Source organism: Helicobacter sp. NHP19-003 (genome assembly GCF_019703305.1).
GTDB classification, from domain to species: Bacteria; Campylobacterota; Campylobacteria; order Campylobacterales; family Helicobacteraceae; genus Helicobacter; species Helicobacter gastrocanis.
The window spans coordinates 1,277,794-1,290,253 of the sequence record NZ_AP024814.1 but is presented as its reverse complement, the minus strand read 5'-3'; the positions used below and the strand labels follow the sequence as shown (position 1 = coordinate 1,290,253).

Genomic DNA, 12,460 nt, shown 5'->3' with positions numbered 1-12,460 from the left:
TTCTTTAAGACTCTCCGGCAGAAATCCCACTCGTCTTTAGCGGGTGGGATGAATGCCCCCTACCCTTGATTTTCTATGTATCTTTTGATGGTTTCTGGGTTAGCTTCTCCTATGGAACAGGCAAAAAATCCATCTGTCCAAAATTTTTGTTCTTTCCAAAAATGCTTGCGTAAGAACGGGATAAATCTTGGTTCTCTCCAAACTCTATAAGTAGTCATCTGCTTGATCCGCAAGATAATGGAACTGATAGACACCCTAGGGATATATTGAATCATCAGGTGTAGATGATCTTTATCTGTCTCCATTGCTATGATGATAAAATCTGAACTTTCCTCTATCTCTTCAAGCACAGACTTTATAAAAATAGCCACATCTCCTACGAGCAACTTTTTTCTGTATTTACACACTAAAATCAAATGGGCTTTTAGATTATGTTTGCTCCTGTTTGTGGACAAATAGCCTTTGAGTTTGTAATGGTTTTCTTTCATAGCTCTACCTCAAAAATATTTTATAAAATTATGTTATAATGATGTAAAGTTAAGGCGTAAGAAATTGCTTAAAGCAATAAAGTTTAGAATTTATCCCACCATAGAGCAAAAAACCTTGATACACAAGCACTTTGGCTGTGCTAGGGTGGTCTATAACTACTTTTTAGCATACCGCCAAAAGCAATACGCACAAGGCATTAGAGAAAATTACTTTAGCATGCAAAAGGCGCTCACTACTCTCAAAAAACAAGAGGCTTACGCTTACCTAAGTGAATGCAACTCTCAAAGCTTGCAAATGGCACTAAGACAGCTGACAACAGCCTTTGATAGGTTTTTCTCTAAGCTGGCAGATTATCCTAGATTCAAATCTAAAAAGCATGCGAAGCAGTCTTTCTGTGTCCCGCAACACTTAGAGATGGATTTAGGCAACAACCAAGTCAAGCTACCCAAATTCAAAGAAGCTATTAAAGCCAAGTTTCATAGGCATTTGCCTACAAACTCTATCGTCAAACAGGGGTTTATCTCTTGCGTAGCAGATAAATACTATCTCTCTATAAGCTATGAGGATAATGAGCCTGAACCTAAACCCACAACTATCAAAAAAGCTGTGGGTTTAGATATGGGTTTAGAGTCTTTAGTGATAGCCAGTAGTGGCGTGCTCTATCCCTATAAAAAGTTTTTCCAGAATCTACAAACCAAACTCACTAAAGCGCAAAGGAGATTGTCTAAGAAACTAAAAGGTTCTAGTAATAGAAAAAAACAAGCCAAGAAAGTGGCACAAATCCACGCTTCTATCAGGAATAGCAGAGAGGACTACCTACATAAAATCAGTAATGAGATAACCAATCAATACGATTTGATAGCAGTAGAAACCTTGAAAGTTAGGAATTTGGTCAAAAACCACAAACTAGCTAAGAGCATTGCCAATGCCAGCTGGTCTAGGCTCATTAGTCTATTAGAATATAAGGCTGGTTGGAAGGGTAAAACCCTTATCAAAATTGACCAATACTTCCCTAGCTCTCAAATCTGCTCGACCTGTGGGAGCAACACAGGTAAAAAGCCACTGCCTATTAGAAATTTTATCTGCCCTTGTTGTCAAACATACCACCACAGAGACCTAAACGCTAGCATCAATATCAGAAACTATGCTTTGGGAATGCTAGATGAGCGACACGCTATCAAGGTAGATAAAACTAGGGTAGGGATTACCCGAAGTTACGCTTGTGGAGATTCCGCTAACGGGGCTGTAACCAAGTATGGCTACATACTGGATACTGCTAGTTATGGATCGTTGAAGCAAGAAGCCCACCCGTCTTTAGCGGGTGGGTGATTCACCGATTTTTCAAATCCCCCACCAGCAGTGATGGCCCATAGACCTTCAAGGGTAATGGAGCTTAGGGTTTAAGTTTGGAGCTTAAGTTTGGGGCGTGTGTTTTGTTCCGCTGATATTTGCGTGTGCTGCAAACTGCGTTAGTGTAGGGTTTTGCTAGGGATATTTGTGGGAATAGGGTTAAAAATCTAACAAACTTACTCTTACCCGGGCTTTAAGAGTGTTTTTGCCCTGTCTATGTCGGTGCTAATTTGCATTTTCAGCTCTTGCAAATTGTCAAAAAAGGCGTTGTCGCGTATCTTTTGGATAAAAGAGATTTGCATAAAAAGGGGGGGGGTGTGGATTTGTGTGTTTAAAATGTGGGTTTCTAGGGCTAGGTGCCGGTCTGTGCTAAGGCGTTCGCCTAAAAAGCTCACGCCCTCAAAATACGCCGGGTTGTCGGCAAATTTGACCCGCACGGCATACACCCCAAAAGCGGGCAAAAGGGCATTTGGGGGGATTGCCATGTTGAGCGTGGGGTAAAGTTGTGCGCTGCCTAAGCGTTGCCCTGAGATCACCACCCCCTCTAGGCTAAAGGGACGGGTTAAAAATTGACAAGCCAACCCCACTTCGCCCCGTTTAATGCAGGTGCGGATATGGCGGGCGTGTAAGGGCATGCCCTTGATTTTAAAGGCGGGCAAAACCTCTAAGCGGATATTTGGAGGCAACAGATGCCTTAAGGTGTGTATATCGCCGCTCCGTTGCACCCCAAATTTAAAATCATAGCCCACCACGATTTTTTGTAAATGCGGGCATTTAGACAACAAGAGCATGCAAAACTCAGAGGGCAAGAGGGTGCAAACCCTTTCTAAAGGCAAGAAATAAACTTCTTTGGCACATGCTTGCAATAGGTGTATGCGTTCTTTTAGGGGGGTCAGCACCTCTTTTGCCCTTTGCCAATCTACAATCAACACTGCCCCTTTGGTGTCCAGTAGGCTTAAGAGCTGTTGGTGTGCCAAATGCACGCCGTCAAACTTGCCGATGGCTAGGCTCGTGCTGCTGTTGTCTAAAAAGTCATGGGCTAAAAAGTCGGACATTAAGAGAGTTGCAAGGCTTGGACTAAAAGTTGCAACAGCTGCCCTGTGTTCTCAGTGGTGGCGGCAGAAATGGGCAACACAAAACGGGCATTTGGGGCGTGAAACTCAGGCACTTGCCCTGCATCCATTTTGTTTAAAGCCACGCCAAAATCCCTTTGGGCAAGCGCGCTAGAAAAATGGGCTAGTTCGTGGCGTAGTTGCGTGTATTGCTCGTGTATGTCGTGGGTGGTGTCTAGCACAAAGAGTAAAAACTTCGTGCGTTCTAAGTGGCGTAAAAAGTCCAGCCCCAAACCCTTGCCCGCACTCGCCCCTGAAATGATCCCCGGAATGTCTGCCATGACAAATTCTTGAAACTGCCCGGCTTGCACCACCCCTAAGTTGGGGATTAGGGTCGTGAAGGCGTAGGGGGCGATTTTGGGGCGGGCGTTGGAGAGCACACTAATGAGCGTGCTTTTGCCGGCATTTGGAAAGCCCACTAAGCCCACATGGGCAATGAGTTTGAGCTCTAGGCGCAAGTTTAGGCTCGCCCCCGCCATGCCCTTTTGGGCGTAGGTGGGGCGTTGTTTGGACGCGCTCTTAAAGCGGACATTGCCAAGCCCCCCCTTGCCCCCTTTTAGTAAGGTCGTCTGCGTCCCACTCTCTATTAAGTCGCAAAGCAACTCCCCCGTGCCGCTGTTAAAAATCTGTGTGCCGGGGGGGATAGAAATGATTAAATCCTGCCCTCTCTTGCCGCTGCAATTTTTGGGCCCACCGGGCGCGCCATTTTGGGCTTTGTAGTGCTTCTTGCCCCTAAAGGCACTCAAGGTGTCGCTATTGCTATCCACTTTAAAGACAATGTCGCCCCCATCGCCCCCATCGCCCCCATCTGGCCCGCCCTCCATGACGAATTTCTCTCGTCTAAAGCTCACGCAGCCAGCTCCGCCCTTGCCCGAAGTTACGCTGATCTCCACGCAATCCACAAACATGAAAAACCCTTGAATTAGTCTTGAAATCGTTGCAACATTTTATCTAGATGGGGGACGGCGTTTAAAAGCTTTTTCGTGTAGGGGTGCTTAGGATCGCTTAGCACACTCTCTATGCTCCCCTCCTCCACAATCACGCCCCCCTCCATCACCAAAATGCGATCGCTGATGTGCTCCACCACGCCCAAATCGTGGCTGATAAAAAGATAGCTTAAGCCCAGCTGGGCTTGCAAATCCAAGAGCAAATTTAAAATCTGTGCTTGGATCGACACATCTAAAGCGGACACGGGCTCATCGCAAATGAGCACCTTGGGCTTTAAAATCAACGCCCTTGCAATCCCCACTCTTTGGCGTTGTCCGCCGGAGAATTGGTGCGGATACCTTGTCGCCCACTCTTCTTTCAGCCCCGTTTGCGCCATGATTTCTAGCACCCGTTTGCGTCTTTCACTCTTGCTTAAATTCGTGTTTAAGAGCAAGGGCTCGGCGATGATGTCTTGGATACGCCAACGGGGGTTGAGGCTAGAGTAGGGGTCTTGAAACACCATTTGCACGCTTTGGCGGTAAGCGCGCCACTCTTTAGCCCCAAATTTGCTTAAAGGCTTGCCCTCAAAGAACACCTCGCCTCCGCTGGCTGGGTGCATCCCCACACAAATCTTAGCCGCCGTGCTCTTGCCGCACCCACTCTCGCCCACCAAGCTTAGGATTTCTTGGGGCTTTAGAGTGAAGTTGATCCCCTTTAGCACCTCAAACGCCCCATAGGATTTTTTAAGATTTTCTGCTCTTAGCATCGGATCTCTTTGGGGAAGTCTAGGTAGTTTATGTTTTCATCTACGCTGGCTAGGCGTACTTTGCGTTGTCCGGGCTTGGGGATCGCCTCTAGTAGTGCCCTTGTGTAGGGGTGGCGTGGGTCGTTGAATAGGTCTTTTGCGCTGGCTTTCTCCACCACCTCGCCCTTGTAAAGCACCACCACGACATCGGCAAGTTGTGCCACCACGCCCAAATCATGCGTGATGAACAGCATCGCCATTTGCTTGCTCTTTTGCAAGTTTTGCATTAAATCTAAAATCTGGGCTTGGATCGTAACATCTAGGGCGGTGGTGGGCTCATCGGCAATGAGTAAATCCGGCGCACACGCCATCGCCATCGCGATCACCACCCTTTGGCGTTGCCCCCCGCTCAAGTTGAAGGGGTAGGCATTAAACTTTTCAGCCCCTAGCCCCACCTGCCCTAAGGCTTGCATGCTTTTTTCTTTGATTTGGGCTTTGGTTAGGGTGGGCTGGTGGATTTTAAAGACCTCGGCGACTTGAAAGCCAATGGTGTAGCTGGGATTTAGACTTGTCATGGGTTCTTGAAAGACCATGCCAATTTGGCTGCCCCGTAGGGCTTGCATTTGTTTGGGGCTGTACTCCAAGAGATTTTGCCCCTTAAAAAAAATCTGCCCACCCACGATCTTGCCCGGGGGTTTGACAAGCCCCATGACAGACCATGCGCTCATGCTCTTGCCACTCCCACTCTCACCCACCAAACACACGGTCTGCCCGGGTGCCACAGAAAAGCTCACCCCATCTACGGCTTTGATCAGCCCGTGTTTGGTGGAAAAGTAGGTTTGCAAATCGATCACTTCTAAGAGATTTGTCATTTAAACCCTTTTAGGATCGAGCGCGTCCATGATCGCATCGCCCACAAGGTTAAAGCCCATCACGGTTAGAAAAATCATGCACCCGGGGAACACCAAAGTCCATGGCGCAGTGGTGATGAACTGCAAAGCGTCCATGAGCATCGCGCCCCACTCGGGGCTGGGCGGTTGTGCCCCTAGCCCTAGAAAGCTAAGGCCTGCTGCTTCTAAAATAGCGCCGGCAAGCCCCATGGTGGCTTGCACAACTATAGGGGCGGTGCAATTAGGCAAGATCACCACGAACATTAAACGCAAATGCGAAGAACCATTGAGTTTAGAGGCTTGGGTGTATTCTTTTTGCTTTTCAGCCAGCACGCTGGCACGCACAATGCGGGCAAACCCGGGCACGCCCACGATCCCGATGGCGAGCATGGCATTTGTGAGAGAGGGGCCTAAGATCGCCACCACGATGATGATGAGTAAAATGGAAGGCAAGGAGAGCATTAAATCCATGAAACGCATGATCAGCATGTCGGCTAAACCGCCAAAGTAGCCTGCCAAAAGCCCAAAAATGACTCCGAAGAACACGGCAATCCCCACCGCCACCACACCGATGGTAAGAGATATACGCGCCCCATAGAGCAAGCGAGAGAGGATGTCGCGCCCCAAATCGTCCGTGCCTAGCCAGTGTGTCCCACTGCCCCCTTCTACAAAAAAAGGCACTAACAGTCGTGTTTTTGCATCTTGCAAAGTGGGATCGTAGGGGGCTAAGATCGGGGCAAAGAGCGCACAGATCGCTAAAATGGCGAGCAGAAACAGCCCAACCAAACCGGCTTTATTCTGTTTAAAATTCTCCCAAAAAACCTTAAAACGCTCCACTAACTTAGCCTAATTTGCGGATTGATGCAGGCGTAGAGGATATCCACGACCAAATTCGCCCCCACAAAAATCACCGCCACAATCAGGCTTGAGGATTGGATGATGGGAAAATCCCTTTGGTTGAGGGCATTGACCATCCAACGCCCCACGCCGGGCCACGAAAAGGTGGTTTCGGTTAAAATGCTCCCGGCTAAAAGCCCGGCAAGCATGAGCCCCACCACGGTTGTAACAGGGATTAGGGCATTTCTTAGGGTGTGAATCAGCACCACACGCCAAGGGGCACAACCCTTCGCCTGCGCAGTGCGGACATAATCCTCTTGTAAGACTTCTAGCATGCTCGTCCTTGTCATGCGCGCGATGATGGCGGTGGGGATGGTGGCTAGAGCAATGCTAGGCAGCACCAAATGGCGCAAAGCGTCCCAAAAAGCGGGCAAATTGCCGGCAATCAAACTATCGATCAAATAAAACCCCGTGGGCCCGTCTAAATAGTAGGCATCATTGAGCCGCCCAAAGACAGGGAACCAGCCCAGATTCACGCTAAAAAAGTAAATGAGCATGAGCCCTAGCCAAAACACGGGCATGGAAACCCCGGCGAGTGCAAAACCCATGCTGAGGTTGTCAAAGAGGCTGTAGCGTTTAATGGCGGCTAAAATGCCCGTGGCTAGCCCGATGACAATCGCGATGAGCAGGGCACTTAAAGACAACTCTAAAGTCGCCGGGAAACGCTGTAAAAAGGCTTCTAGCACACTCTCGCCCGACACCAAAGAGATGCCTAAATCCCCGTGTAAAATATGGTCCATATAGCTCAAATACTGCTCTAACAAGGGCTTGTTTAAGCCCATTTGCTCCCTTAAGGCTTCTAAGGCTTCTTTGTTGGCATGTTCGCCTAAAATCACAAGGGCTGGATCGCCCGGGACCAAATGCACCATAGAAAAGACTAAAACACTTACCCCAAACAAAGTGGGGATCGTCCATAAAAGCCGTTTGAGTAAAAAGAGCAACATTATTTAGAGAAATAAACATTGGCAAAGCGGTTGATCTGCACCCCGCTCACTTGATAGCCTTGTACGCTTTTAAGACGCGCCACAATGCTGTAAGGGTAGGCTAAAGGCACCCAGGGGGCATCGTCATGGAAGACCTCTTGGGCTTTTTGGTAAAGGGCAGTGCGTTTGGCTTGGTTCGAAAGATACTTGGCTTTTGTGACCAGCTTAGAGTAGACATCGCTTTTATAAAAAGAGCCGTTGCGTGTAGGGATTTCTGCCGCCGCCTCTTTGCTCCATAGAATATACAAAAAGTTGTCTGGGTCAGGCGTGTCTGCCTTCCAGCCACTGAACGCCATTTTATGCTCGCCCATCGCCACTTTTTTCAGGTAAGTCCCCCACTCAAAAAACTCAATTTTCACTTTAATGCCGATCTTCGCCAGCTGCGCTTGCACAAATTCGGCGGCCTGTTTGTTGTACTTAGAGGCGGTGAAAAGCGTGGTTTCAAAACCATTGGCATAGCCCGCTTTGGCTAAGAGCTCTTTAGCGACTTTTAAGTCGTAACCATAGGGTTTGATGTCCTTGTTATAGCCCCACATGGAGGGGGGCATGGGATTGATCGCCGGTGTGGCGTAGTTTTCATACACGATTTTGACATAGTCCGGTGTGTTGATGGCATGGTTGATGGCTAGGCGCACGAGGCGGTTATCAAAGGGCTTTTTTTCTAAATTAAGGCTCATCCATGTTACAAAAAGCCCCGGCTTTTCATCCACAGCTACCCCGGGCAAGCTTGCCAAGCGGGGGATTTCATTGCGATTAGGCGCGCTGATGATGGAGACCTCACCTCGTTGCAGTGCCAAAGCCCTCACAGAAGGGTTGGGAATCACCCTTAAAACCACCCGGTCTAAATGTGCCTTAGGGCCCCAATAGTCGGTATTTTTTAGCAACACAATTTTATCATCTCTAAACCAAGTCGCTAACTTAAAGGGCCCCGTGCCTATGGGTTTTCTCGTGAGCTCGTCCTCTTTATTCAGGCTTTTTAAGTGGGCGGCGTAATCAGCGCTCAGTACACTTAAAAAGTCCATGCCCAAGTCCGCCAAAAAGGGGGCTTCTGGGTGTTTTAAAGTGAAGCGCACCGTGTATTTGTCTAGGGCTTCAATTTTTTTAATGATGGAGGACATGCCCATGCTCGCCCAATAGCCATAGGACTTCGCCCCCTTGTAGTAGGGCACTTTCCCCATCTGCCGCTCAAAGGAAAACAAGACATCCTTAGCAGTGAGTTCGGACTTTTGATCCCAATAGCGGGTGGTTTGGAAGTAAACCCCATGGCGCAAGTGAAAGGTGTAGGTGAGCCCGTTCTTAGAAATCTCCCAGCTACCAGCCAAGGCCGGCTCAATCTCAGTAGAGCCATACTTGAAGCGCACAAGAGTTTCGTAAATATTGCAAGTGGCGGCGTAACTCTCTCCATCCACAACTAAGGCGGGGTCCATCCCAGAGCCATCTGCCCCCCTTGCGTAAATCAAAGTCCCGCCCTCTTTAGCCCACAAGCACAAACAGCTGAGGCAAAAAAGGGTCAGGGTTCTCATGTCAAGCTAACTTAGGGAAGACTGAAACTTGTTTGCGGTGCTTGTCTTTGTGGCTGAAATGCACGATGCCGTCAATGAGCGCAAAAATGGTGTGGTCTTTGCCTAGCCCCACATTTTTGCCAGGGTGTACTTTTGTGCCCCTTTGGCGCACAATGATGTTGCCCGCCCTCACAAATTCTGAACCAAATTTTTTAATGCCTAATCTGCGCCCCGCAGAGTCGCGGTTATTCTGTGTACTGCCCTGTCCCTTCTTGTGTGCCATGCTTTAATCCTTTATGCTACGATTTTTGTGATTTTTACGCGGGTGAAGTCGCGGCGAAAGCCCCGTTTTGTTTTGCTGTCCTTGCGGCGGCGTTTTTTGAAGATCACGACCTTTTTGCCCCGCCCCTCGTTGATCACCTCTGCCTCAATTTGCGCCCCGTTTAAAAAGGGGCTGCCGTAAGAAACTTTCCCCTCTTGGCAGATGGCTAAAACTTCGTGGATTTGAAAATGCGCTTTAGACTCTAAACCCAGCCTGTCTAGCAAGACAACATCGCCCTCTTGTACCTTGTACTGCTTGCCCCCATTTTTAAAGACCGCGTAAAACATATCTCCGCCTAAAATTAGAAATTAAAATTAGCCTCCATTCTAGCATAAGAAACCTAAAAGTTTACCTTAACGAAGTGGTATATATATTGCATGTTTGGTGGCAGAGAATCGAAAGGAAGTCTTATGCGCATCACCGATGGCAACCGCTACAACCAAATCAACTATTACCAAAATGCGCTCCAAAACAAGCTCAACACCGCCAACAACCAAATCGCCTCAGGGCTTAAAGCCGAGTACGGCTATCAAGACAGCCAAGTCAATAATCAAAATTTGAAGTATGGCTTTGAAACAAACACGCTAGACCAAGCCCACGATGTTGCCCAAAGCGCCTACACCTCCACGCTCAACACCGACAAAGCCCTAAGCGAGCTTTCCAGCACTATGGAGCAGTTTAAAACGAAACTCATCCAAGCCGCCAGCGATGTGCACTCCACGACCTCCCGCCAAGCCATCGCCCTAGACTTGCAAAAACTCAAAGAGCACATGATCAATGTCGCCAACACCTCTGTGGGGGGCGAGTATATTTTTGGTGGGAGCAAGGTCGACCGCCCCCCCTTTGATAAAGCGGGCAATTACTACGGCAACAATGAAAATTTAAACGCCCTGATCGGCTCGAATAATCTAGTCCCTTACAATATCAGCGGGCAAAACCTCTTTTTGGGTAAAGATGTCGATCACCAAAAAATCATCACTGCCAACATTAAAAAGCTCAACCAAAGCAAGTTGCACCCAGGCATCATGGACTCTTACAACCGCACCCAAAACCCGCAAGAAGTCTACATCAACGCCCAAGACACGCTACGCGATCTCATAGGCGATACCGACAACGATCCGAGCAACGACAAGCCCGAGGTTTTTTATCTGCAAGGGGTGCGCCCCGATGGCAGCGCCTTTAAAGCGAAGTTTGCGCTGGATAAGGGCTATAAAAACAAAGCCGATGCCACAAGGGTGCAAGATTTGCTCGATCAAATCGGCAAGGCGTATGGCAACACCTCCACAAACCAAGTCGTGCAGGTGTCTTTAAACGCGTGGGGGGAGATTGAGATCAGGGATTTGACCCCGGGGCGGGCGACTTTGGACTTTCATATGGTTTCTAGTGAGAAAAGCGTAGACGATTTAAATGATTTATTCACCAGTGGGGCTCGAGTGAGCACCTATGTCAAAAGCGCGTTTGTGGCTAACCGCTCGCTAGAGAGCTTGCAAAGCACGCTTTACCCCTACGATCACCGCATGCACGACATTAAAAGCGCCTTCATCACCACAGAGGACAACACCCCAGCCACGAGAAACACGCCCCTAAAAGACATACTAGGCCCTAGTGTGGCTAGCTTGAAGTTTGAGGGGACACGCCCGAACAAGCCCGATGGCACGATCGATGAAGCTCCCCTAGAACCTTTGATCTTAGCCATCACCCCCAACACCACCATGCAGGACTTAATGGATGGGATTAAAAGCCACTTTGGGGGCAAGTTGGATGTGGAGATCTCTAACGATGGGCATTTAAGAATCGTGGACAACAATGTCCGCAACAAGGCACATGATAGCAATAAGCCTCCCTTTGATGGCGAGAGTGGCTTTAGCCTTAAAATCACCAGCCTAGACGCAAAGGGTATGCCCACCAAGGCTTTGCCCCTAGATTATGCCGACACCTACAAACAAACCTACTTCAGCCGGCAAGGGGCGTATTTACACAGCAATGTGTCCCAAATCGTGCCCAAGAGCATGGACTACGCCACAGGAGCAAGCACCCTAGCTTCTGTAATGGGCGCGAAGATCACCCAACAAGACTACACCATGGTGCTTAAAGACAATAATGGCGTGGATGTCAATGCCCATTTGCACCTAAGCCCCGGAGGGGCGTTTTTAGACTTGCCTAAAAAAGGCGGGGGGGTGTATCATATCCCCCTTTACAATCGCGATGACAAAACCCCCACACTCACCAAACCCAATGATTTCACCTACCGCCAGCTGATGGACGCGATGACTTTAGCCTTTAACTTCAGCAACAGCGATCCCAAAGAATACGAACAAGCCCAAAGCAGTGCCCCCTCTCAAGCGAGCAAGGATGCCTTCATGTCCCTTTTAAAACAAGCCGATGATCGGGTAGATGTCCGCCTCAACGACCGCGGGCAAGTGCAAGTCCACGATAAAATGCACTCAAAAACCCCCATGCAATTCATGTTTTACGACAACAAGGCGAGCGACTTTAGCCCTGAGAGTTTAAGACGCGACACGCCCGCTATCCGCCTAAATGCCAACAACGCCCCCACGATCGACACCCCCCATATCCACTTTTTCAAACAATTAGACCAAGTGATTGAAGCGGTGAGTGAGGGGATCGACCGCCCCGATAGTTTGCAGGGTTATGGGCCTGAAATACGCAACATAGGGATACAAAATGGGATCGCCTTGATCGACCACTTGAGCGACCACATTGAAAAGATCATCGCCTCCAATGGGGCGCACAGCCGCAACTTCTCCCATGTCATGCGCCGCAACGAAGTGTTGAAAAACCAAGTCGAGTCGATCCGCGCCGACACCACAGGTACCGATGTCGCCCAAACTTACAATAAATTCGCCCAACTGCGCAACAATTACGATGCCTCTTTAGCCTCAGCGAGCAAAATCAACCAAATGAGCTTGACAAATTACATGTAAGCCATAGGGCTTTGGTCCCCTACTTTGAAAGTGGCTTAGGGGGCTAGCAACAACAAGACAAAATCTATAAAAACTATACATACAGGTCTTTATAGGTTTGTTTTTGCCACAAAAGCTTTAAATTTTGCAAAATAGAGATTGCTCTTAGTGGGCTAGATTCCTGCCACATTAACGCTTAAAGCTGTAAGCTTTGCTTGTCTCCCCAAAACCAAGGAGCAAAAGCGGGGCTTTTGATGAGAGCGGGCATGGTTAAAGCAAGAAGTAAAAATCCCAGCCTTGTAGAATTTTATAAGGTTTG

The 12,460-nt window shown here is 48.6% G+C and carries 12 protein-coding genes; 2 read left to right on the top strand and 10 right to left on the bottom strand.

Features of this window, described 5'->3' with window-relative positions:
• Positions 1-59 precede the first annotated feature (59 nt).
• Positions 60-488, bottom strand: coding sequence for an IS200/IS605 family transposase (gene tnpA / locus K6J72_RS06635; protein ID WP_034376438.1), 429 nt, complete (start codon positions 486-488; stop codon positions 60-62).
• Between the two features lie 64 nt (positions 489-552).
• Between tnpA and K6J72_RS06630 the strand changes: the two genes are divergently transcribed.
• Positions 553-1,818, top strand: a complete 1,266-nt coding sequence (locus K6J72_RS06630) for an RNA-guided endonuclease InsQ/TnpB family protein (protein ID WP_221279308.1) — start codon at positions 553-555, stop codon at positions 1,816-1,818.
• Positions 1,819-2,021: 203 nt separating this feature from the next.
• Here K6J72_RS06630 and K6J72_RS06625 read toward each other — a convergent pair whose 3' ends face one another.
• From K6J72_RS06625 to rplU, 9 genes are read right to left on the bottom strand one after another with little or no spacing between them, the layout of a single operon-like run.
• Positions 2,022-2,894 (bottom strand): bifunctional riboflavin kinase/FAD synthetase, encoded by an 873-nt coding sequence (locus tag K6J72_RS06625; RefSeq protein WP_221279307.1) that lies wholly within the window; start codon positions 2,892-2,894, stop codon positions 2,022-2,024.
• Positions 2,894-3,859 (bottom strand): GTPase ObgE, encoded by a 966-nt coding sequence (gene obgE / locus K6J72_RS06620; RefSeq protein ID WP_221279306.1) that lies wholly within the window; start codon positions 3,857-3,859, stop codon positions 2,894-2,896. The genes K6J72_RS06625 and obgE overlap by 1 nt, the downstream gene beginning before the upstream one ends.
• A 14-nt stretch (positions 3,860-3,873) precedes the next feature.
• Complete coding sequence (locus tag K6J72_RS06615) at positions 3,874-4,644, bottom strand: ATP-binding cassette domain-containing protein (RefSeq protein ID WP_221279305.1); 771 nt, start codon at positions 4,642-4,644, stop codon at positions 3,874-3,876.
• On the bottom strand, positions 4,638-5,495 hold the full coding sequence (locus tag K6J72_RS06610) for an ABC transporter ATP-binding protein (RefSeq protein ID WP_221279304.1): 858 nt from the start codon (positions 5,493-5,495) through the stop codon (positions 4,638-4,640). Before K6J72_RS06610 ends, K6J72_RS06615 begins: the two co-directional genes overlap by 7 nt.
• Positions 5,496-6,350 (bottom strand): ABC transporter permease, encoded by an 855-nt coding sequence (locus tag K6J72_RS06605; protein WP_221279303.1) that lies wholly within the window; start codon positions 6,348-6,350, stop codon positions 5,496-5,498.
• Entirely contained in the window at positions 6,350-7,354 is a 1,005-nt protein-coding gene (locus K6J72_RS06600) for an ABC transporter permease (RefSeq protein WP_221279302.1), read from the bottom strand. The genes K6J72_RS06605 and K6J72_RS06600 overlap by 1 nt, the downstream gene beginning before the upstream one ends.
• The gene (locus tag K6J72_RS06595) at positions 7,354-8,916 is read right to left on the bottom strand and encodes an ABC transporter substrate-binding protein (RefSeq protein WP_221279301.1); all 1,563 of its coding nucleotides are present in this window, start codon (positions 8,914-8,916) and stop codon (positions 7,354-7,356) included. The genes K6J72_RS06600 and K6J72_RS06595 overlap by 1 nt, the downstream gene beginning before the upstream one ends.
• A gap of 1 nt (position 8,917) precedes the next feature.
• On the bottom strand, positions 8,918-9,178 hold the full coding sequence (gene rpmA / locus K6J72_RS06590) for a 50S ribosomal protein L27 (protein ID WP_221279300.1): 261 nt from the start codon (positions 9,176-9,178) through the stop codon (positions 8,918-8,920).
• An 11-nt stretch (positions 9,179-9,189) separates the two neighbouring features.
• On the bottom strand, positions 9,190-9,504 hold the full coding sequence (gene rplU / locus K6J72_RS06585) for a 50S ribosomal protein L21 (protein WP_221279299.1): 315 nt from the start codon (positions 9,502-9,504) through the stop codon (positions 9,190-9,192).
• 123 nt (positions 9,505-9,627) lie between these two features.
• Here rplU and flgL point away from each other — a divergent pair, with 123 nt between their 5' ends.
• Positions 9,628-12,162, top strand: coding sequence for a flagellar hook-associated protein FlgL (gene flgL / locus K6J72_RS06580; protein WP_221279298.1), 2,535 nt, complete (start codon positions 9,628-9,630; stop codon positions 12,160-12,162).
• Positions 12,163-12,460: the final 298 nt, after the last annotated feature.